The organism is Actinomycetospora sp. CA-053990 (genome assembly GCF_050948445.1).
GTDB lineage: Bacteria > Actinomycetota > Actinomycetes > Mycobacteriales > Pseudonocardiaceae > Actinomycetospora > Actinomycetospora callitridis.
Map to the genome: position 1 here is coordinate 403606 of NZ_CP192043.1, position 20011 is coordinate 423616.

General features: G+C 76.0%; 23 protein-coding genes. 15 read left to right on the top strand and 8 right to left on the bottom strand.

The window, feature by feature from the left end; all coding sequences use genetic code 11:
- Positions 1–4: 4 nt before the first annotated feature.
- From ACQPYN_RS02005 to ACQPYN_RS02025, 5 genes are all read left to right on the top strand, one after another.
- On the top strand, positions 5–694 hold the full coding sequence (locus ACQPYN_RS02005) for a hypothetical protein (RefSeq protein WP_433032725.1): 690 nt from the start codon (positions 5–7) through the stop codon (positions 692–694).
- Positions 687–2918, top strand: a complete 2232-nt coding sequence (locus ACQPYN_RS02010) for a hypothetical protein (RefSeq protein ID WP_433032727.1) — start codon at positions 687–689, stop codon at positions 2916–2918. The genes ACQPYN_RS02005 and ACQPYN_RS02010 overlap by 8 nt, the downstream gene beginning before the upstream one ends.
- Positions 2915–3319 (top strand): hypothetical protein, encoded by a 405-nt coding sequence (locus tag ACQPYN_RS02015; RefSeq protein ID WP_433032730.1) that lies wholly within the window; start codon positions 2915–2917, stop codon positions 3317–3319. Before ACQPYN_RS02010 ends, ACQPYN_RS02015 begins: the two co-directional genes overlap by 4 nt.
- Before the next feature lie 81 nt (positions 3320–3400).
- Positions 3401–4222: an NUDIX hydrolase gene (locus ACQPYN_RS02020; protein WP_433032732.1), complete on the top strand. Its 822-nt coding sequence runs from the start codon at positions 3401–3403 to the stop codon at positions 4220–4222.
- Positions 4219–5040 (top strand): MBL fold metallo-hydrolase, encoded by an 822-nt coding sequence (locus ACQPYN_RS02025; protein WP_433032735.1) that lies wholly within the window; start codon positions 4219–4221, stop codon positions 5038–5040. The genes ACQPYN_RS02020 and ACQPYN_RS02025 overlap by 4 nt, the downstream gene beginning before the upstream one ends.
- Here ACQPYN_RS02025 and ACQPYN_RS02030 read toward each other — a convergent pair.
- Together ACQPYN_RS02030 and ACQPYN_RS02035 are read right to left on the bottom strand one after the other, a co-directional pair.
- Positions 5037–5711, bottom strand: coding sequence for a Crp/Fnr family transcriptional regulator (locus ACQPYN_RS02030; RefSeq protein ID WP_116708603.1), 675 nt, complete (start codon positions 5709–5711; stop codon positions 5037–5039). The two genes, ACQPYN_RS02025 and ACQPYN_RS02030, sit on opposite strands and share 4 nt — an antisense overlap.
- A 241-nt stretch (positions 5712–5952) precedes the next feature.
- On the bottom strand, positions 5953–6201 hold the full coding sequence (locus ACQPYN_RS02035; protein WP_274188638.1) for a hypothetical protein: 249 nt from the start codon (positions 6199–6201) through the stop codon (positions 5953–5955).
- A 180-nt stretch (positions 6202–6381) separates the two neighbouring features.
- Between ACQPYN_RS02035 and nth the strand changes: the two genes are divergently transcribed.
- From nth to ACQPYN_RS02055, 4 genes are read left to right on the top strand one after another with little or no spacing between them, the layout of a single operon-like run.
- Positions 6382–7068 (top strand): endonuclease III, encoded by a 687-nt coding sequence (gene nth / locus ACQPYN_RS02040; RefSeq protein WP_433038672.1) that lies wholly within the window; start codon positions 6382–6384, stop codon positions 7066–7068.
- Positions 7065–7727 (top strand): TlpA family protein disulfide reductase, encoded by a 663-nt coding sequence (locus tag ACQPYN_RS02045; protein ID WP_433032739.1) that lies wholly within the window; start codon positions 7065–7067, stop codon positions 7725–7727. The genes nth and ACQPYN_RS02045 overlap by 4 nt, the downstream gene beginning before the upstream one ends.
- Positions 7724–8521: an NUDIX hydrolase gene (locus tag ACQPYN_RS02050; RefSeq protein WP_433032742.1), complete on the top strand. Its 798-nt coding sequence runs from the start codon at positions 7724–7726 to the stop codon at positions 8519–8521. The genes ACQPYN_RS02045 and ACQPYN_RS02050 overlap by 4 nt, the downstream gene beginning before the upstream one ends.
- Positions 8518–9714, top strand: a complete 1197-nt coding sequence (locus ACQPYN_RS02055) for a MarP family serine protease (protein WP_433032745.1) — start codon at positions 8518–8520, stop codon at positions 9712–9714. Before ACQPYN_RS02050 ends, ACQPYN_RS02055 begins: the two co-directional genes overlap by 4 nt.
- 66 nt (positions 9715–9780) lie before the next feature.
- On the opposite strand, the gene ACQPYN_RS02060 is transcribed toward ACQPYN_RS02055, so the two are convergent.
- The 5 genes from ACQPYN_RS02060 to ACQPYN_RS02080 form a co-directional block, all read right to left on the bottom strand.
- Entirely contained in the window at positions 9781–10077 is a 297-nt protein-coding gene (locus tag ACQPYN_RS02060) for an alpha/beta fold hydrolase (RefSeq protein ID WP_433032748.1), read from the bottom strand.
- A complete protein-coding gene (locus tag ACQPYN_RS02065) occupies positions 10071–10628 on the bottom strand; it encodes an alpha/beta fold hydrolase (RefSeq protein ID WP_433032751.1) in 558 nt (185 codons plus the stop codon). Before ACQPYN_RS02065 ends, ACQPYN_RS02060 begins: the two co-directional genes overlap by 7 nt.
- A gap of 80 nt (positions 10629–10708) precedes the next feature.
- A complete protein-coding gene (locus ACQPYN_RS02070; protein WP_433032754.1) occupies positions 10709–11188 on the bottom strand; it encodes a phage holin family protein in 480 nt (159 codons plus the stop codon).
- A 179-nt stretch (positions 11189–11367) separates the two neighbouring features.
- A complete protein-coding gene (gene arfB, locus ACQPYN_RS02075) occupies positions 11368–11829 on the bottom strand; it encodes an alternative ribosome rescue aminoacyl-tRNA hydrolase ArfB (RefSeq protein WP_433032757.1) in 462 nt (153 codons plus the stop codon).
- Positions 11830–11848: 19 nt separating this feature from the next.
- Entirely contained in the window at positions 11849–12493 is a 645-nt protein-coding gene (locus ACQPYN_RS02080; RefSeq protein WP_433032760.1) for an acetate uptake transporter, read from the bottom strand.
- A gap of 201 nt (positions 12494–12694) precedes the next feature.
- Here ACQPYN_RS02080 and ACQPYN_RS02085 point away from each other — a divergent pair, with 201 nt between their 5' ends.
- From ACQPYN_RS02085 to ACQPYN_RS02110, 6 genes are all read left to right on the top strand, one after another.
- Entirely contained in the window at positions 12695–13435 is a 741-nt protein-coding gene (locus tag ACQPYN_RS02085; protein WP_433032763.1) for an oxidoreductase, read from the top strand.
- Positions 13436–13636: 201 nt separating this feature from the next.
- Positions 13637–14755 (top strand): septum site-determining protein Ssd, encoded by a 1119-nt coding sequence (gene ssd / locus ACQPYN_RS02090; RefSeq protein ID WP_433032766.1) that lies wholly within the window; start codon positions 13637–13639, stop codon positions 14753–14755.
- Complete coding sequence (locus ACQPYN_RS02095) at positions 14752–16020, top strand: TadA family conjugal transfer-associated ATPase (RefSeq protein ID WP_433032768.1); 1269 nt, start codon at positions 14752–14754, stop codon at positions 16018–16020. The genes ssd and ACQPYN_RS02095 overlap by 4 nt, the downstream gene beginning before the upstream one ends.
- Positions 16021–16677: 657 nt before the next feature.
- A complete protein-coding gene (locus ACQPYN_RS02100; RefSeq protein ID WP_433032771.1) occupies positions 16678–16833 on the top strand; it encodes a hypothetical protein in 156 nt (51 codons plus the stop codon).
- Entirely contained in the window at positions 16830–17534 is a 705-nt protein-coding gene (locus ACQPYN_RS02105) for a type II secretion system F family protein (protein WP_433032774.1), read from the top strand. Before ACQPYN_RS02100 ends, ACQPYN_RS02105 begins: the two co-directional genes overlap by 4 nt.
- 175 nt (positions 17535–17709) lie before the next feature.
- A complete protein-coding gene (locus tag ACQPYN_RS02110) occupies positions 17710–19392 on the top strand; it encodes a recombinase family protein (RefSeq protein ID WP_433032777.1) in 1683 nt (560 codons plus the stop codon).
- A gap of 312 nt (positions 19393–19704) precedes the next feature.
- Here ACQPYN_RS02110 and ACQPYN_RS02115 read toward each other — a convergent pair whose 3' ends face one another.
- Positions 19705–19992 (bottom strand): hypothetical protein, encoded by a 288-nt coding sequence (locus ACQPYN_RS02115; protein ID WP_433032781.1) that lies wholly within the window; start codon positions 19990–19992, stop codon positions 19705–19707.
- Positions 19993–20011: the final 19 nt, after the last annotated feature.

Sequence of the window (20011 nt, forward strand, 5' to 3'; positions counted from 1 at the left end):
GAGCGTGGACCAGAACGGGACCGTCTCCTCGTCGGCCGACGAGGCCGAGCAGGCGTGCCACGACGTCCTGCTGGCGATGGCCGGCCGGCTGCCGGACCGCCTGCTGTGGCGTCTGCGCGACTGGTTGTCCAGCGGCGCCCACGTCGCCCTGCGCACCGCGCTCCCGCGGGCTCTCCTGCGCCACCGCATCGGTGTCTCCGAGGACGAGCGCGCCCGTCTGCGCACGGCCGTGCTCGCCTGGGGCGGGCCGGCGCGGCTGGTCGACGCCGTGCTGCACGTCGACGCGGCGCCCGAGCCGACCGCAGGCTTCGTCGAGCCGGGCCGCGGGCCCGGGTGGGACGACACCGACCTGGTGCTCCGCGCCCTCGCGCCCGTGGCCGGCGGCGTCACCGCGGTCCGCCGTGCCTGGCGCCACGGGTCGGGGGCGCCGGTGCGCGTGGTGATCGTCGACGGTCCGGCGGACGCCTCCACCGGCGGCCGGGCGGCCCTGACCGGGGCGCTGCAGCGCGCGCTGCGTGCCCGGGGCGAGTCCGACCCGTGCGTCGAGGTGCTCGCCCCGACCATCGTCCCCACGCCGTACCACCGGGCCGCGCTCGCCGCGGCCGAGGTGCTGTGGCGCCGCGGCACCGACCGCGTCCCGCCCGCCCGTGCCGGGCTCGGCGCGGAGGCCGGGGAGCTGGTGGGCCATGGCTGAGCGCGACATGACCGGTGAGGAGCGCCCGGAGCGTCTCGGTCTGCCGGGCGACGTGGCCGGACCCGACCTGGCCGGACCTGACCTGGCCGGACCTGACCTGGACGGCTCGCGTCCGGCCGACCCCGACGCGTCCGCGGGGCTCGCCCGACGCCGCGCCGACGACTATCCCCGGATCAGCCGGCTCGGCTTCCAGGGCTTCGCCGCCGACCTCGCCGGCCTCGCCGGCGGGGCCGGGGATCTCGCCAACCTGCCGCCCTGGTCGGTCCGTGACGACAGCGCCGGCGACCGCCCCGACCGCGACCCGGTCGCGCTGGCCGCCTGGCGCCGCGTCGCCGAGCGTCGCCGCCTGCGGGCCGGCCTCGAGCCGGTCGGCGCCGGCATGGAGGTCGTGGACGACATCCCGGCCGCCGACGTGCCGGATGTCGTGCGGGCCGAGGTCGTCGGCGACCTCGCCGACGACGACCGTGTCGAGCACTCGGCCTGGACCGAGGGAACGGGGCACCACATGGCGGGCGACCGGGCGGAGGTCCCGGTCGACGAGGACGCCGTGGAACTCGTGGACTCTCCGGCTGCGGCTGAGGTCGATCACGACGACGCCGAGCCCTCCGACGGGTTCGTGAACGAGATCCGTCCGGACGAGGTGCCGGCCGAGACCCCTGCCGACGAGCCCGCCGCGCCGCCGGCCGCCTCGACGTCCGAGGGACGGCCGGAGAGCGGACCCCCGCCCGCTCGCGGCCCCGGGGCTCCCGCGGCACGCGGCGGCCGCGATCCCCGCCCCGGCACGCCCCCGACCGCCCGCCCCGACCAGGGCGGGCGCCACGAGGTGCTGCTCTCGCTGGCGGGGCGGATCGACGACGACGCCCTGTCCTCGGTGCGCGAGCTGGTCGCCGTGGAGGACGACGCCGCGGCCGCGGAGCTGCTCGGCGGCTGCCTGCTGGCCGCCGGCGCCGGGGTCACGGCGCGCGAGCACGCGGTGCTCGGGCGCTGGTTCGCCGCGTCGCGCGTCGACCCGGAGCTCGTCGACGTCCTGCCGCGAGACCCCGAGGCCGACCGGCGCGAGGAGCACCGGTTCACGCCCGACCCGCCGGCCTCCGCGCGGGCGCCCGGCTCGTCCCGCGACGCCGGCGAGGCCGTTGCCCGCGCCGCCGCGCGGCTGCCCGGGGTCCAGCGCGTGCGCCAGTGCTGGCGCACCACCCCGGCCGGGTCCGCACCGGGTCCCGTGCCACACCGTGTGGTGCTGGTGGAGACCCACTCCGCCGACGACTGCGAGCACGTCGCGCACCACGTCGCGCACGCCGCCCGCGAGCTGGGTGCGGTGTCGGTCGAGGTCTTCGCCGCCGGCGCCGAGCTGCCCGCCTACCACCGGGCGGCCGTCCGCGTGGCACGCCCGCTCGGCGCCGCCGCGCCGTCGGCTCCGTTGTCCTCGGCGTCCGAGACCGCGCCACTGGGCCCGCCCGTCGGGGCGCCCCGCCCGTCGCCCGGCCCCTCGAGCCGCCGTGACGACGACGAGGTGCCGCCGTTCGGCGTGCCGGTGTCCGCGGCGTCGGCGGGCCCGCCGTCGTTCCTCACGGTGACCGGCCCCGACGACGCCGACGAGCGCCGGCCCGCCGAGCCCGCCGAGGAGCGGTCCGGCGACGAGCAGTACCGCATCGTCGCCGCCGCGGGCCCCGACCCGCTCGAGCGCGAGCGCGCCCGGACCCATGACGTCGAGGCCGACGCCCCGGAGCCCGAGGCCCCGGCGGAGTCCGAGACGGTCGCCCCCGAGGAGCCCGCGCCGGTCGACCTCGACCCGGAGGCGACCGCGGAGCGCATCGCGGCGCTGTGGCGCACCCCGCCGCCCGACGAGATCCTCTCCGACGAGCACCCCATCTCCTCGTGGGCCGAGACGTCGCTCGGGGTCAGCTTCGGTCCCGACGACCCGCTCGCCGGTCCGGCACCGGCCGGGCCGTCGGTCGACCCGGACGCCGCCACCGGCGAGTTCCCCGCCGTCGCCGCCCCGGCGACCCCGCCCACCGGCGTCGACGTGCCCGCCACGAACGGCGTCGACCTGCCCGGGGCGAACGGGGAGGCGCGCGTCCGGCGAGCCCGGCACAGCCGCAGCGAGACCGGTGAGTTCGAGGCGCCCGTCGTCGACACCCCGGTCCGCCTTCGCCGACCCCGCCGGCGCGCACCAACGGCCACCACCACGGCTCCGAGCGCCCCGACGCCTCCGGGGACGCGGTGACCGGGCCGGTCCAGCGTCCCGCCGAGACACCCGCGCCCTCCACGCCGCCGTCGCCCGCGGCCCCGGTGGGCTCCTCCGGTCCCGACTCCGTCGACTCCCAGCTCTCCGACCGCGAACGGGAGCTGCTCGCCCGCCTGCACGAGGAGCTGGCCTCCCGCGAGCGTCTCGAGGCTGACGCGCCCGACCCGCTGACGGGCCGCCCCGTGGCGCCCCCGCCGGGGTCCGAGGACGCCACGGCACCCCGGCCGCGCCCCACGGGCCCGCACCCGGGACCGGGTCGCCCGCCGGGGCCACCGCGGCCCGGACCCGGGGGGAGCAACGGGCACCGTCCCGTCAACGGCCACGGTCTGCCCCGTCGCCGCGATCACGACGGCGAGGACGGGGCGTCGCCGGGCGCCTGAACCGTCCCGGCGACGAGGAGACGGCCCGACATCGCTCCTTCGTCGCGCTGCCGTCCCGTTCCGCCGCCTAGGGTGCCCCGCGTGACCACCGACCTCGTCGACCTGCCCCCGCGGTTCGGGATGGACCGGCCCGCCTTCGACAAGATCGGCAGCCGGCCGGCGGGCGAGCTGCGGCTGGCGGCGTCGGTGGTGCTCGTGCGCGACGCGGCCGCCGGACCGGGCGTCGAGGTGTTCCTGCTCGAGCGGGCCGCCGAGATGGCGTTCGCCGCGGGCATGTCGGTCTTCCCGGGCGGCGGGCTCGACGCGGCCGACCGGGAGGCGCTGGCCGAGGGCCTGGTCGACGCCGACGCGGCCGAGGACGCCGCGCGCAGCTGGGACACGGCGCCGGACGCCGCCGCGGCGCTGATCGCGTGTGCCGTGCGCGAGACCTACGAGGAGACCGGCGTGCTGCTCGGAGGAGCCGCGCCGCCGGCCGCCGGGACGCGGGAGCGCCTGGTCGCGCGCGAGACCGGCCTGCGGGACGTCGTGGGGCACGTCGAGGCCGCGGCGCTGCGGCCCTGGGCCCGCTGGGTCACGCCGGAGGGGATGCCGCGCCGCTACGACACCGCCTTCTTCGTCGCCGGGGTGCCCGACGGCCAGGAGCCCGACGGCGCGACCACCGAGGCCGTCGGGGCCGGCTGGTGCGCGCCCGCGCAGGCGCTCCACGAGTGGGAGGACGGCGTGCGGGCGCTGATGCCGCCGACCTGGGCGGTGCTCAGCGAGCTCGCCGCCGCCGACTCCGCCGCCGGACTCCTCGACGCCGCCGCGGGGCGACGCCCGGAGCCCGTGACCCCGAGCTTCCGGCCCGACGGCGAGCGCGTCGGCCTCGTCGTCCCGTCGCACGCGTTCGGGGTGGACCGATGAGCGGCCGTCCCGTCCCGGGCCCCGCAGGCGCGTCACCGGCGCACCCTGCCTACGGGCTCCTGAGGCCCGTCACGGAGGCCGCGGCGGTGGTCCTGGCGGAGAACCCGTCACCGATGACGCTGGACGGCACCAACACCTGGATCCTGCGGGCACCGGGGCAGGCCGGCTGTGTCGTCGTCGACCCCGGCCCGGAGGACCCGGCGCACCTCGACCGACTCGAGGCCTGCGGGCCCGTCGAGCTCGTGGTGCTGACCCACCGGCACCTCGACCACACCGAGGCCGCGCGGACGTTCGCCGAGCGGGTCTCCGCCCCGGTCCGTGCGCTCGACCCGACGCTGACCCTCGGCGCCGAAGGCCTCGCCGCGGGCGAACGCCTGGGCGTGGCCGGGCTCGACCTGCGCGTCCTGGTGACGCCGGGGCACACCGACGACTCGCTGTGCCTGGTGGTCGACGACGACGGCAGCGTCCTGACCGGTGACACCGTCCTGGGTCGCGGCACCACCGTGCTCGGGGACTACGAGGGCGCGCTCACCGACTACCTCGACTCGCTGCGCCGGCTCGCCGAGCTCCCCGAGGGCACCACGCTCCTGCCGGGGCACGGGCCGGACCTCGCCGACGCCGGCGAGACCGCCCGCCAGTACCTGCAGCACCGCGAGCAGCGGCTCGACCAGGTGCGCGCGGCGCTGGACGAGCTCGGGCCCGAGCCCACGCCCCGTCAGGTCGTGGAGATCGTCTACGCGGACGTCGACGAGAAGCTCTGGCCGGCGGCCGACCAGTCGGTGGCCGCGCAGCTCGAGCACCTGCGCAGGGTGGACTAGCGGGCCCGTCGCGCCAGGCGGTCCGGCTCGAGGATCAGCACGCTCTTGCCCTCGAGGCGCAGCCAGCCGCGGGCGGCGAAGTCGGCGAGCGCCTTGTTGACCGTCTCGCGGGAGGCGCCGACGAGCTGGGCGATCTCCTCCTGCGTGAGGTCGTGGGTGACGCGCAGCAGACCGGCCTCCTGCGACCCGAAGCGCTGCGCGAGCTGCAGCAGCGCCTTGGCCACGCGGCCCGGGACGTCGGTGAAGATGAGGTCGGCGAGCAGGTTGTTGGTGCGGCGCAGGCGCCGGGCCACGACGCGCAGCAGCTGCTCGGCGATCTCGGGTCGCTGGGCGATCCACTCGCGGAGCGCGTTGCGGTCCATCGTGTAGGCGCGCACGTCGGTGACCGTCGTGGCGGTGGAGGTCCGCGGGCCCGGGTCGAAGATCGAGAGCTCGCCGAACATGTCGGACGGCCCGAAGATCGACAGCAGGTTCTCGCGACCGTCCGGTGACCGCCGGCCGATCTTCACCTTGCCGGTCGAGACGATGTAGAGCCGATCGCCGGGCTCGCCCTCGTTGAAGATCACCGTGCCGCGTGGGAACTCCACGCGCTCGAGGGACTCCGTGAGCACCTCGATGGCGGCGGGGTCCACCCCCTGGAAGATCCCGGCCCGCGCCAGTACCTCGTCCACCGTCCGCTCCTCAACGACTCTCGCTCTACCGCGCGCGTCCATCGGGTCACCGACCCCCGTCCGCACCTCTGTGTCACCAGTCACGTTCGCCGCAGCATAGTCACGTCCCTCGCCGTGATCACGCCACGCGACACCTTGGAACTCACCGCATCGGGGCTGATCGCCGATTTCACGGTCCCTGTTCCCCCGATCGGACCATCATAGTCCAGAGATCCGGCGGCGTCGCTGCCGTGCGTGAGCGTCAGGCCCGTTCCTTGGTTCGCCGGGGCCCGCCCCGTTTGCCGAGGTTGCGGAGCCGGAACATCTGGAGGGCTCCGCCGATCCCCTGACGGAACAGCGCCTTGACCTCGTCGGGCCGGGCGCGCTCGAGGAAGTCCTCGACCTCGTCCTCGCGCACGGTGCCGGAGCGCAGGCGGGTCTCGAGACGCTCCATACCGAGCGCGAAGACCATCACCAGCAGCGGGATGAGGATGGCGAGCCAGGCGGTCATGGTCTGCGCATCGTCGCGCACCGGTGAACGCCGTCGGGCATCGGGGTCGCCCCGGCGTGTCGTGGGCGCCGTGCCCCCGACCTCCGGCGCAGAGCCGCGTCCTACCCTGGGTGGGTGAGCAGGGCTGCGCGCGCCACGGGCGAGGAGAGCCGTCTCGCCCTGGTGCGGCGGGCGCGACGGATGGACCGCGATCTCGCGATCGCCCACCCCGACGCGCACGCCGAGCTGGACTTCACCTCGCCGCTCGAGCTGCTCGTCGCCACCGTGCTGTCCGCGCAGACCACCGACGTGACGGTCAACCGCGTCACCCCGGGTCTGTTCGCCCGCTACCCGGACGCGGCCGCGTACGCCGGCGCGGACCGCACGGAGCTCGAGGAGATCCTGCGCCCGACCGGCTTCTTCCGGGCGAAGGCCGAGTCGGTGACGAAGCTCGGCGCGGCGCTCGTCGAGCGCTACGACGGCGTCGTCCCCGGGCGCCTGGAGGACCTCGTCACCCTCCCCGGTGTCGGGCGCAAGACGGCCAACGTCGTGCTCGGCAACGCCTTCGGCGTCCCCGGCATCACCGTCGACACACACTTCGGGCGCCTGGCCCGCCGCTTCGGCTGGACGACGTCCGAGGACCCGGTGCAGGTGGAGAAGGAGGTGGGCGAGCTCATCCCGCGCAAGGACTGGACGATGCTCTCCCACCGGTTGATCTTCCACGGCCGCCGCGTCTGCCACGCCAAGAAGCCGGCCTGCGGGGCCTGCACGCTGCGTCGCGACTGCCCGTCGTCGGAGACCGGCGAGACCGACCCCGTGAAGGCCGCCAAGCTGATCAAGGGGCCGGACGCCGACCACCTGCTGTCCCTCGTCGGCCTCGAGCGGTGACCCGCGCCGAGGTCCGGGCCACCCTCGTGGTCGTGGTGCTGGCCGTGGTCGGTGTGATCGCGCTGTGGCCCCGGGACACGGGGGCTGGGTCTGCTGGGCTCCCCGCCACCGACCCGAGCTCCGTGCTCCAGCCCGCCCCCGCCGCCGGCAGCGACGACCCCGCCGCCGTCGCCTCCGCCCGCGCGTCGGCGGCGCTGGCCCCCTGCCCGGAGCCGGTGCCGGGCGCGGCGCCCGTCGCGGCGCTCTCGGGCGTGACGCTGGAGTGCCTCGGCGCGCCGGGTCCGGTCGACCTCGCCACGGCCCTGGCCGGGCGGGACACGCTGGTGAACCTCTGGGCGTCCTGGTGCGCGCCGTGCCGCGACGAGATCCCCGCGCTGGCGGCCTACACGGCACAGCCGGGCGCGGTGGCGGTGCTGGGCGTCGACGCCGCGGACCGCACGACGACCGCCCTCGCGCTGATGGAGAGCCTCGGCGCCCGCTACCCGTCGGTGAGCGACCCCGCGCAGGTCGTCGGGCCGAAGCTCGGCGCGCCCCCGATCCTGCCCGCGAGCGTGCTCGTGCGCGCCGACGGCTCCGTGGTCGACATCCCGCCCCAGGTGCTGCGCACCCCCGAGCAGGTGCGCGCCGCCGTCGACGCCGCCCGGGGCGGTGCCGGATGACCGACACGGACTCCGGCACCGACTCCGGCACCCATCCCGAGGCCGCCCCCGACTGGCTCGCCCCGCTCGTCGCGGCGTGCCGGCGCCTCGGGCCCGACGACGTGCCGTTCCGGCGGCGTATCGCCGGGACGGCGCCGAACGGGCGCAGCGCCGCGGTGCTCATGCTGTTCGCCGGCCCGGGCGACGCGCCCGAGCTGCTGCTCACCGAGCGCGCCGCCGAGATGCGCGCGCACGCGGGCCAGGCCGCGTTCCCCGGCGGGACGATCGACCCCACCGACGCCGGGCCCGTCGCCGCCGCGCTGCGCGAGGCGAACGAGGAGACCGGCCTCGATCCCGACGGTGTCGTCCCCCTGGTGACGCTGCCTCCGCTGACGATCCCGGTCACCGGCTTCGCCGTGACGCCCGTGCTCGCGCACTGGGCGCGGCCCGTACCCGTACGGGTCGTCGACCCGGGCGAGACCGCCGCGGTGGTCCGCGTGCCGGTCGCCGCGCTCACCGATCCGGCGGCGCGGTTCCTCGTGACCGGCCCATCCGGGTACGTGGGTCCCGCGTTCGCCGCAGGAGGACTGCTCGTCTGGGGCTTCACGGCGGGCCTGGTGGACTGGATGCTCACCCTGGCCGGGTGGGCGAGACCCTGGGACCGTTCCGATGTGCGTGACCTCGACGAGGTGTGGGCGCAGCGGCACGACCTGAGCGCAGGGACCACTGCAGGGACGTCTGTGCACCCCGCGAGCTCTGGGCACCCAGCGCCGAGCAGGCCGGACGCGGCCGCCGAAGGAGGTCCGATCCGGTGAGCTGGGTCGATGTCGTCGTCGTGTTGCTCGCGATCGCCGCGGGCATCTCGGGCTGGCGCCATGGTCTCGCCGTCGCGGCGCTGAGCTTCCTCGGCGTGCTCGGCGGCGCGCTGCTGGGGCTGAAGATCGCCCCTGCGCTGGTCGACAACTTCGAGGGGACGACGTCGAAGATCGTCGTCAGCGTCCTGCTGGTCGTCGCGCTCGTCGCCCTGGGCGAGACGCTCGGGGTCTACCTCGGGCGCGCGCTGCGCGACCGGATGCGCCTGCCGGCCGTGCGCACCGTCGACTCGGCCTTCGGCTCGGTGCTGCAGGCGATCACCGCGCTCATCGTCGCCTGGCTGATCGCGCTGCCGCTGGCGAGCTCCTCGGAGACGGCGCTCGCGTCCTCGCTGCGCGACTCGCGGGTGCTGGCCGGCGTCGACTCGGTGATGCCCGCCCCGCTGCGCGCGTTGCCCTCCGAGCTGCGGGCCCTGTTCGACGCCTCGGGCTTCCCGGACGTCCTGAGCCCCTTCTCGTCCACCCCGATCGCCGAGGTGCCCCCGCCGGAGCAGGCGCTCGTCGAGGACCCCGTGGTGCAGCAGGCCCGCGCCAGCGTGCTCAAGGTGCGTGGGCGCGCGCCGTCGTGCCAGCGGGCGCTCGAGGGCACCGGGTTCGTCGTCGGCGAGGACCGGGTCATGACCAACGCGCACGTGGTGGCGGGCACCGACGAGGTGTCGGTCGAGGTCCCGACCTCGGACGGCGACTCCCGCACCCGCGCGGCCCGCGTCGTCTATTACGACGACGAGGTCGACGTCGCCGTGCTCGCGGTGCCCGGGCTCGACGCGGACCCGCTGGACTTCGACTTCGCGGGCGCCGAGACCGGCGACAACGCCGTGGCGCTCGGCTACCCGCTCGACGGGCCGTTCTCGTCCTCGCCGGCGAAGGTGCGCCAGCGCATCCAGCTGCGCGGCCCGAACATCTACGAGAGCGAGACCGTCACCCGCGACGTCTACACGATCCGCGGGCAGGTGCGGTCGGGGAACTCCGGCGGCCCGCTGGTCGACCCCCAGGGCCGCGTCATCGGCGTCGTCTTCGGTGCGGCGGTGGACCAGGGCGACACCGGCTTCGTGCTCACCGCCGACCAGGTGCGCCCGGCCCTCGACGCCTCCCCGGGCGCCACCGGCCGCGTGAGCACGGGGTCGTGCGCGGCGTAGGTGGGTGTCGGCTCCGCGCCAGCATGGGGGCCATGCTGACGTTCACCGTCAGCAAAGCCCCCACGATCACTCGTCCAGGAAGTCCAGCAGCGCGTCGGTGACGTGCTGGGGCGCCTCCTGGTGCGGGAAGTGCCCCACCCCGCTGAGCGTCCGGTGCACGTGCCCCGCGTCGCACCAGCGCGCCGAGGCACGGGCGACGCGGTCGGGCACCCAGGGATCGGCCTCGCCGTGGATCTGGAGTACCGGCACCGTCACGCGGCGGGCCATCGCGGCCGCGTAGCGGGCCCCGTCGGGCCGGAACTGCGAGCGCACGCACCAGCGGAAGCCCTCCAGCGCCGTGTGCGAGACGCGGGGGGTCAGCATCGCGGCGCGGTGGCGGTCGGCGACCTCGGCGAACTCCGGCGCCGACGCCCACCCGTCGCCCGAGCCCGCGCGCAGCAGATCGGCGACCCAGGCGGCGTCGTCCCGCCGGAGCCGGCGCTCGGGCAGGCGCGGTGGCTGGAGCCCCGCGACGACCCGGACCGCCGGCCCCCACGGACGACGACGGGCGGCGGCGCGCACGGCCCGGGGTGCGGCGCCGCGACGGCCGCGATCCGGGAGACGACGCCGGGGCGCAGCGTCGCGAGCGTCCAGGCGACCGCGCCGCCCCACCCGGCGCCGACGATCGTCGCCTCGCGCGCCCCCAGCGAACGGACGAGGCCGGCGGCGTCACCGGCCAGGGTCCACAGGTCGTAACCGCGGGGCGGGCGGTCGGATTCGCCGTAGCCGCGCAGGTCGGCCGCGGCGACCCGGTACCCGGCGGTCGCGAGGGCCGGGAGCTGGTGGCGCCAGGCCCACCAGAACCCGGGGAAGCCGTGGAGCAGGAGCACCAGCGGCCCGGACTCCGGGCCCGCCTCCGCGACGTGCAGCTGCACGCCGTTCGCCGAGATGGTGCGGTGGGTCCAGGGCCCGGGGATCTCGACGGCGGACCCTGCGGCAGTGCTCAGGTGGGTGCTCAGGCGGCGTCGGCGCGGCCGCGGCGCAGGACCTCGACCGACTCCTTCGCGGTCTCGATCGTCCGCTCCGGCGCCTTGATCTTGCGGACCTTGAGGTAGCCGAGGAGGCCCAGGATGCCCGCGACGAGGATCATCAGCCCGAACGTCACGGCGTAGCCCGCCCACTGCTGGGTCGGCCAGATGAGGTTGAAGGCCTCGGACACCGCGATGAAGAGGAAGAACAGGCTGAACAGCGCGATCACGCCGGCGACGACGAAGAAGACGCTGCCCTGCACGCCCTTCTTGACCTCGGCGGTGATCTCGGTCTTGGCCAGCTCGACCTCGGCGCGCACGAGGGTCGAGACGTGGGTCGTGACCTCCTTGACCAGCGAGCCGACGGAGGCGTCGCCGTCCTGCCGGACGGGCTCGGCGTTCAGGGGGATCGAGGGCACGACCGGCGGGGCGGACGAGCCGCTGGCCGGCTGCTCGGGGCGGGTCACGGGCGCTCCTGCGTGGGTCGGTCGCTCGGGGTGGGGACGGCGAGCGGGTGCTGAGGTCGGTCATCGTGCCACGTCACCGGGTGTGCGCCGCGCTCCACGGCGCGCCGCCCGCTGATCACTTCTCGGCCCGGTCTTCCCCCTGACCGCCCGCGGTACTCAACGCGTTCCCCCGTTGGGGGTCACTCTCCGCTCGGCCGGCGGCGCAGTTCCTTCACCGCGCCCTGCCGGCGCTTGGCCTCCAGGCGCCTGCGGCGGGCGGAACGGGACGGTGACGTGGGACGACGGGCGGGCGGGGGCGGCGCCAGGGCGTCCCGCAGGATCGCGGCCAGGCGCTGGCGTGCGGCGCGGCGGTTGCGTCGCTGGGAGCGGTCGTCGGACGCGACGACGGTGAGGACACCGTCGTGCAGGCGCCCGGCGAGCCGGTCGAGGAGCCGGGTGCGGTCCTCGTCACGCAACGGCGCCCCCGCCGGTTCCACCGAGCGCAGGTCCACCGAGAGCTCGACCCGCGAGTCGGTGGTGTTCACGCCCTGACCGCCGGGTCCACCCGCGCGGGAGAAGCGCCAGTGCAGATCGGCGGCGGACAGCACGACGTCGCGGGTGACCACGAGGTCACCCGCGACGTCGTCGCCGGTCGGCTGCATCCCGACCAGGATGCCCGGATCAGCTGCGCGGGCCCACCGGGAGCACGGTGCGGCCCCACGTGGCGTTGGTGACGACCGCGGCCGAGGCGTACCAGGCGATCAGCGCGCTGAGCAGCCCGACGAACCCGCCGACGGTGGCGATCCCGTCGACACCGGTGAGGTCACCGGCGGCCAGCAGCGCGAACGTGAGGAACAGCGTGGCGAACACACCCACCAGCGCGCCGGTGGTCCGCAGCGACGCGAAGAGCATGTAGAGCGTGAAGATCGCCCAGCCGACGAGGAAGATGCCCGTCGCCGTCTTCACCTGGGCCTCGGTGACGCCGGAGGCCTCCATCTGCGGCTCGATGAACTGCACGTAGGCCGCGAAGGCCAGCCAGAACGCGCCGTAGGACGCGAAGGCCGTCGCACCGAACGTGTTGGCCTTGCGGAACTCCCACATCCCGGCGAGGAACTGGGCGAGACCGCCGTAGAAGAGGGCGAGCGGCAGCACCAGCGGCTCGAGCGCCTCGGGGGCGAGCCCGGCGTTGAACAGGCTCAGGGTGAAGGTGGTCAGGGCGAAGGCCGCGAGACCGAGCGGTCCCGGGTCCGCGAAGCTCGGGGTGGAATCCGCGGGCGCGGGGCTCGGCGCCGGCCGCGCGGTGCGCTCCTCGGTGGTGCTCGACATAAGTCGCTCCTCTCGGGTGGCCCCACGGCGCTGTGGTGCCGATCACGTGGTCCACCTACTGCCCGGTTTCGGGAACCGGATATGCGGCCTGCGCGAACCGGACCGATACAGGTCCGTTCGGCGGTTGCCACTCGGGCCGTTCGGCCGCAGGAGGTGGGCCGTGACGTGGCCGGTCGGCGCGGTGCTGGGACGATCGGGCTCGTGGCCGATCCGCTGGAGCCCCTGACCCGCCTGCCCGGCGTCGCCGCGGACGCCGACGCCGTCCGCGCGGCGTTGACGGCGGTGCACAACCACCGCGCGAACCGGCGCGGGTGGCCCGCGACGTCCGCCGAGGCCTCCGTGCGCGCGGCCCGTGCCTCGTCGAGCCTGGACGGTGGGTCGGCCGAGCTGCCCGACGACGGCCGCGTCACCGATCCCGTGCTCGCCGGCGCCCTGCGGGTCGCCGAGGACCTCGACGGGCTGCTGGCGGCCTGGCGCTCGGCGCCGCGCCAGGCACTCGCGCGGCTGCACATGCTCGCCGCCGCCGACCTGCCCGGGATCACCGACGACGACCTCGGCAGGCCCCGCCTCGACCGTGGTGTCGGCGAGCGCCTCGACGGGCTCGCAGGGCTGGTCACGGGGGGCACCTCGGTGCCGGCGCCCGTGCTCGTCGCGGTCGTGCACGGCGAGCTCCTCACCCTCGCGCCCTTCCCGACGGCGGGAGGCGTCGTGGCGCGCGCCGCCGCTCGGCTGACCGCGGTCGCCACCGGGCTCGATCCCAAGGGCCTCGCCGTCCCCGAGGTCGGCCACTTCCGGGCGGAGACCGAGTACCGCGAGGCCGCCGCGGCCTTCGCCACCGGCTCGCCGGAGGGGCTGGCCCGCTGGTTCGCCCACTGCGCCGAGGCCTGGCAGGTCGGCGCGCGGGAGGGGCTCGGGATCGCGGAGGCGGCGCAGCCCGCCTGACGCACTCCTGACCGACCCCGGCGACGCCGGACCGCCTCCCGGACGCCGCGGCTAGGGCGTCCGGGCGTCTTCGGCCCCGAGCGCGGCACGCCTCCGTCCCCAGGCCCCTCGGCCGTCCCCAGCGCGGCGGCGGACGCTCCCTCCCTGCGTCCCTCCCGCGGCAGCGTCCTCGTCGACGGCGGGACGCGAGAGGGGTCACCGATGGCGGGGACGGGTGGGGCGGGCGCACAGGGTCGACGGCGCGCGGTGGTGATGACCGACGACGAGGAGCTCCTCGACGAGGTCGTGCGGCTGGCCGCGGCCGCGGGTGCCGAGCTGGAGCGGGTGCCGGACGCGGCGGGGGTGCGCCGGCGCTGGCACACGGCCGGGCTGGTGCTGGTCGACGAGGACGCCGCCCGGGCGCTCGGGCCGCTGCGCCTCGGTCGCCGCGACGGGGTCGTGCTGCTCTGCCGCGGCGAGCCGCCGGGATCGGTCTGGGAGCGCGCCGTGGCGGTGGGCGCGGAGCACGTGGTGTCGCTGCCGGACGGCGAGCACTGGTTGATCTCGGCGCTGGCCGACACCGGGGCGCGCGCCTCGCCGGACGTCGGGCCGGGCCGGGTGGTCGCCGTGGTCGGGGGACGTGGCGGCGCCGGGGCCTCGGTGCTCGCCGTGGCGATCGCGGGGCGGGCGAGCACGGGCGGGACGCGGGCGCTGCTCGTCGACTGCGACCCGCTCGGGGGCGGGATCGACCTCCTCGCCGGCGCCGAGGAGCTCGAGGGCTTCCGGTGGGGCGGGCTCGCGCTCGGCGGCGGAGGCGGGGGACGGGTGTCCGCGGCGTCGCTGCACGAGGCGCTGCCCTCGCCCGACGGGATGCTGACGGTCCTCGCGTGCGACCGCGGCGGCGGCGGCCCGGAGCCCGACGCGGCCGTGGCCGTCGTCGAGGCCGGCCGCCGGGCCGGGGACGTCGTGGTGTGCGACCTGCCCCGGCACCTCTCGGACACGGCCCTCGCCGTGGCCGACGCCGCCGATCTCGTGGTCCTGGTGGTGCCCACCGAGGTCCGCGCGGTCGCGGCCGCCGCCCGCGTCGCCGAGCCGCTGGTCGAGCGCGGGGTGCCGCTGCGTCTGGTCGTGCGCGGCCCCGCGCCCGGCGGCCTCGACGCGGACGACGTCGTCCGCGCCCTGGGGCTGGACGTGCTCGCCGCCGTGGCACCCGAGCCGGGCCTCGCCCCGGCGCTCGACCGCGGCAAGGTCCCCGGCCTGCGGCGCGGTCCCCTGCAGGACGCGGCCACGGCGGTGCTCGAGGCGCTCGACGCCGTGGCCGACCGGGGACGGGCGGCGTGAGCACCGCACCGACGGACCTCGTCGATCGCGTCCGGACACGGCTGGTGAGCTCCGGCGGGCAGGCCGGGGTCGACGACCTGGCGGCCGCCGTGCGGGCGGAGGCCCGCGGCGTGGTCGGCGACGCCGACGTGCTCTCCGCCGTGCGGGGCCTGCAGCGCGAGCTCGTCGGCGCCGGCCCGCTCGAGCCGCTGCTGCGCGAGCCCGGGACCTCCGACGTGCTCGTCACCGCCCCGGACGCGGTGTGGGTCGACCGCGGCGCGGGGCTCGAGCGCACGAACATCCGCTTCCCCGACGAGGACGCGGTGCGCCGCCTCGCCCAGCGGCTCGCGAGCGCGGCCGGACGGCGCCTCGACGACGCCAGCCCGTACGTCGATGCGCGCCTGCCCGGATCGGGCGTGCGCCTGCACGCGGTGCTCGCGCCGGTCGCCGCCGACGGGACGTGCGTGTCCCTGCGGGTGCTCCGGCCCGCCCGCCACGACCTCGCGACCCTGGCGGCCAGCGGCACGGTCGACGCCGACGGCGTGGCCCTGCTCCGCGCGGTCGTCGCGGCGCGGCTCGCGTTCCTCGTGGTCGGCGGCACGGGCTCGGGCAAGACGACGCTGCTCGCCGCGCTCCTGGGCGAGGTGGCGCCGAGCGAGCGCATCGTGTGCGTCGAGGACGCCGAGGAACTGCGCCCGGCGCACCCGCACGTCGTGCGCATGGTCGCCCGGCCGGCGAACGTCGAGGGCGCCGGGCAGGTAATGCTGCGCGACCTCGTGCGCCAGGCGCTGCGGATGCGCCCGGACCGGCTCGTCGTCGGCGAGGTGCGCGGCGCCGAGGTGGTCGAGCTGCTGGCCGCGCTCAACACCGGTCACGACGGCGGGGCGGGCACGGTGCACGCCAACGCGCCGCGCGAGGTCCCGGCCCGGCTGGAGGCGCTCGCCGCCCTCGGCGGGCTGGGACCCGCCGCGCTGCACAGCCAGCTCGCCGCCGCGGTGCAGGTGGTCCTGCAGGTCCGACGCGACCGCGACGGGACGCGCACGCTCGACGCCGTCGGGGTCCTGCGGCGCCGCGACGGGGCCGGCGAGGTCGTCGTGGTGCCCGCCTGGACCCGGGGCGACGGATGGGCGACCGGTCGCGCCGACCTCGGCGCGATGTTCCAGGAGCGGGGCGTGGCGGCCCCGTGGCTCGACCCACCCGACCCGCCGGCCCGGCCGTCCGCCGCGGCACCGCGCGCGGTGAGCGTCGCCGCTGGCGTGTCCCTGCTGCACCGGGAGTCGGCGTGAGCGCGGCGGCGCTCCTCCTCGCTGCGGGTGCGCTGCTCGCCTGGCCCACGCCGGTGCCGGGGCTGCGGGTGTGCGGGGCGCTCCCCGGTCGACGGCGGGCGCCGGGCCTCGACCGCCTCCGGCCCGCCCTGCGACGACGCGGCGTGCTCCTCCCCGCCGCCGCCGTGCTGGGCGTGGTGCTCGCCGGCCCCGGGGAGGCGTGGCCGCGTTCGCGCTCGCCGCCACGGTGCACCGCCAGCGGGCGACGACGGGCGCGGAACGGGACCGGGCGGCCGCGTCCGCCGGGCTCGCGGAGGCGCTGGCGTCGTTCGCCGCGGAGGTCCGCGTCGGCGCGCCCCCGGCCGCCGCGGCCGGCTCCGCGGGGTCCGACGCCCACCCGGTGGCCGCCCGGGTCATGGCGCTCGTGGGCGCGACCGCGCATCTCGGGGCGACGTCCCCGCGGCCCTGCGGGCGGCGCGGGGTCGTGAGCCGGTCGTCGCCGAGCACCTCGACCGCCTCGCCGGGGCGTGGGCGCTCGCCGAACGCCACGGGATCGCCCTGGCCGGCCCGGCGGCGGCGGTCGCCCGCGACCTCCGGGTCCGCGCACGGGTCGCCGGCGGACTGCGCGCCCGCCTCGCGGGGCCGCGCGCCACCGCCGCCGTCCTCGCGGGGCTGCCGGTGCTCGGGCTGGTGCTCGGCGAGGGGATCGGCGCGCGGCCGTGGTCGGTGCTCACCGGGGGTCTGATCGGTCAGGTGCTGCTCGTGGTGGGCGTCGGCCTGGTCTGCGCCGGGCTCGCCTGGACCGAGCGGATCGTCGCGGGGGTGGCCCGGTGATCCCCGGGGTCCTGGTGCTCCTGGCCGCTGCGGTGCTCGTGGCGCCGGGCCCGGTCACGGCACACCACCGGACGTTCCCGCGCCGGCCGCCCCGGGCTCCGGCCCGGGAGGGTCTGGTCCCCGGCCTGGCGCTGCTCGCGGTGGGGGCCGCGGCCGCACTCGCGGGGGCCGGTGTCGCTGCAGTGGTCACGGGCGTCGCCGGCCTCGCGGTCCTCGCCGTGCTGCCGCGCTGGCGGGCGCACCGGGCCAGGCCGCGCCCGGACCCGCTCGGTCTCGCCGGGGCATGGGACCAGCTGGCGGCCTGCCTGCGCGCCGGGCTCCCGCTCGACCGGGCCGCGCGCGCCGTGGTGCCCGTCCTGCCCGCGGCGGCCGGCGAGGCGCTGGGCCGCGTGGCCGACCTCGTCGCCCTCGGCGCCGACCCCGCGGACGCCTGGGCGCCGGCGCTCGACGACCCGGGCACGGCGCGTCTCGCCCGCGCGGCCCGCCGGTCCGCGCGCAGCGGGGCCGCGGTCGCCGACGTCGTCGAGGCCGTCGCCACCGACCTGCGGGCCGAGGCCGCCGACGCCGTCGAGGCCCGCGCCGAGCGCGCGGGCGTGATGGTCACCGGGCCGCTCGGCCTGTGCTTCCTGCCGGCGTTCCTCGCCCTGGGCATCGTCCCGGTGGTCGTCGGGCTCGCCGGGCCGCTGCTGGAGCAGCGATGAGCCCGCACGCCCCGCCGGGGCGTGGGACGAGAGGAGAACCCCATGACCGCACGGACGACGACCTGGCGCCACAGGCTGGCCCGGCTGCGCGAGGACGACGACGGGATGTCCACGGCGGAGTACGCGGTAGATTCCTCCTCATACCGCGGCCCAGACGGGCCGAGAAGGGGCCATCGTGGCAGGCAAGCGAGCACTGATCGTCGTGCGTCTCTCCCGCATGACGGAGGCGAGCACGTCGCCGGAGCGTCAGCGTGAGGTGTGCGAGAGGTTCTGTGCGGACCGGGGCTACCGCGTCGTCGGGGTAGCGGAGGACTTGGACGTCTCCGCTGGCACCGTCTCCCCGTTCGACCGGCCACAGCTCCGGCCGTGGCTCGGCGAGCGGTCGGTTGAGTTCGACGTGATCGTTTTCTACCGGGCGGACCGGATCATCCGCCGCGTCGTGCACCTCTCGCGACTGATCGAGTGGTCGGAGGAACGCGGCAAGCAACTCGTGTCCGCCACAGAGCCGATGTTCGACCTCACGACGAGCATGGGTCAGGCCGTGGCCGTGTTCATCTCCGCCATGGGTCAGATGGAGCTTGACGCCATCTCCGAGCGCAACAGCAACGCAGCTCAGTACAACATCAGGGCGGGCAAGTACCGGGGCAGCACGACGCCAGTCGGCTACCGCGCCGAGAAGGATGGTGCCGGTGACTGGCGGCTGATCCCCGACGAGGGTGGCCTTGCTCCGGTCATCCGCGACGTCATCGGCCGCGTCATCGCTGGCGAGCGTGCCGCGTCCATCGTCGCTGACCTCAACGCCCGTGGCGTGCAGACGCACAAAGATCGTCAGGCCGACCTCATGGGCCGTCCGACCACCGGGCGGAAGTGGACGATCAACAACCTCAGACGGATGCTGTGTTCTCCTACCATCATCGGTCAGGTTGTCCACCGTCCGGCGCTCACCGACGACGAGGGCAAGCCGATCAAGGGCAAGGGTGGCGAGAAGCAGTACGGCCCTGAGCAAGTGCTGTTTGAGGACGGCGCGCCCCTCGTACGCGCTGAGCCGCTTGTGTCCGCCGCCGACTTCTACGCCGCTAAGCGAATCATCGATGACCGGCGGGAGGCGGAGCCTAAGCAACGCCGCTCCGCCGAGACGTCGCTACTCGTCAACGTCCTGTTCTGCGGTCACTGCGGAGCACCCATGTGGAAGCTGAAGGGTGGACCGGGCCGGACACCTCGTTACCGGTGCGCGTCCGCCGGCACCGGCAAGTCGTGTGGCAACCGGTCAGTGACCATCCCGGAGGCAGACGGACGAGTCCTGGACCTACTGTTCGCCGCACTCGGCAACTTGCCGCATATCGAGAAGGTCTATGCACCCGGAGTCGACAACTCGTCGGCCATCGCTGAGATCGACGCTCAGCTTCTCTCGCTGTCGTCGGCTGTTGACCGGTTCCCGGCAAGCTCGCCCGCATGGGAAAGCATGATGGAGAAGGTCGACAGCCTCACAGCCGCGCGGGAAGCGCGGGAGGCTGAGGGGGACATTGAAGCCGGCTATCAGTACGTCAGGACGGGCGCGACGTTCGGACAGTACTGGCAGAACCTCTCATCAGCCGGCCGCAACGATTACCTCCGCGATCACGGTATGCGCGTCACCTTCCTGCGCATGGGCGACGACGAGCCGGATTGGCAGATTGACCCTGGCGACATTGCCACGATGATTGAGGCTGTCAGTCCCGGCTCTATTGCCGCCACGCAGGCAAAGTTGGCCGAGTTCGGTCTACCGACCGATGATCTCGGCCTGATCCTCAGCTCTATCGAGCGCACCGGGCCGGAGGCGGAGTTGCCGTCCGGTGCCCTTGAACTGGACCGGCCATAGTACCGAGCCTAGACACACGAAAGCCCCGGCACCCGGTGCAAGGTGTCGGGGCTCTCGTGCGTTCAGGACTGTCTAGGCACGTAGGTGAAGCCGGCTAGGTACTCGTGTGGCCGGCTGTCCTCCGGGAAGTGGTGGCCTACGTAGACGAGTCCGGAGCACGTTAGGCAGTCATAGGTGCGGTGCCCTCGCCGGCCGTCTCTGGTGCCGGCGCACTGACAATGAGCCCAACTGACGATGACGTTACCGTGCACGAGGGCGTGGCCCTCCGAGCAACGCTCAGGGCCGATCTCGACTAGCTCACCGGGCGGGCGGTCAGGCCGGCTCACTGCCGGTCTCCCGGACAATCTCCGCTGAGTCGACCTCTCGCGCCTGAAGGATGATCTCCGGCCCACCACTGGACATCGGCTGCACCCGCAACGCTGCCGTCCGAGAGGCCGGCGGTAGCCGGCTCTCGTTCGCCCGTTGCACACCCTCGACGAAGTTGCGCAGCTCCCCCGCCTGTTCGTCGGGCACTCCCACGGACTCCGTCTGCCCAGCCTTCGCGTGATTGCGGTTGTACCGCACGTTGGCCCACAACGTCATGCGCTCACCGTACTGCACGGGGCCGACGGTGCCCCGA

Excerpts from the sequence above, each read along its gene's own strand:
- ACQPYN_RS02010 (WP_433032727.1), top strand. The coding sequence starts at position 687 with ATGGCTGAGCGCGACATGACCGGTGAGGAGCGCCCGGAGCGTCTCGGT.
- ACQPYN_RS02025 (WP_433032735.1), top strand. The coding sequence starts at position 4,219 with ATGAGCGGCCGTCCCGTCCCGGGCCCCGCAGGCGCGTCACCGGCGCAC.
- ACQPYN_RS02035 (WP_274188638.1), bottom strand. The coding sequence starts at position 6,201 with ATGACCGCCTGGCTCGCCATCCTCATCCCGCTGCTGGTGATGGTCTTC.
- nth (WP_433038672.1), top strand. The coding sequence starts at position 6,382 with ATGGACCGCGATCTCGCGATCGCCCACCCCGACGCGCACGCCGAGCTG.
- ACQPYN_RS02050 (WP_433032742.1), top strand. The coding sequence starts at position 7,724 with ATGACCGACACGGACTCCGGCACCGACTCCGGCACCCATCCCGAGGCC.
- ACQPYN_RS02060 (WP_433032748.1), bottom strand. The coding sequence starts at position 10,077 with ATGCTGACCCCCCGCGTCTCGCACACGGCGCTGGAGGGCTTCCGCTGG.
- arfB (WP_433032757.1), bottom strand. The coding sequence starts at position 11,829 with ATGCAGCCGACCGGCGACGACGTCGCGGGTGACCTCGTGGTCACCCGC.
- ACQPYN_RS02080 (WP_433032760.1), bottom strand. The coding sequence starts at position 12,493 with ATGTCGAGCACCACCGAGGAGCGCACCGCGCGGCCGGCGCCGAGCCCC.
- ssd (WP_433032766.1), top strand. The coding sequence starts at position 13,637 with ATGGCGGGGACGGGTGGGGCGGGCGCACAGGGTCGACGGCGCGCGGTG.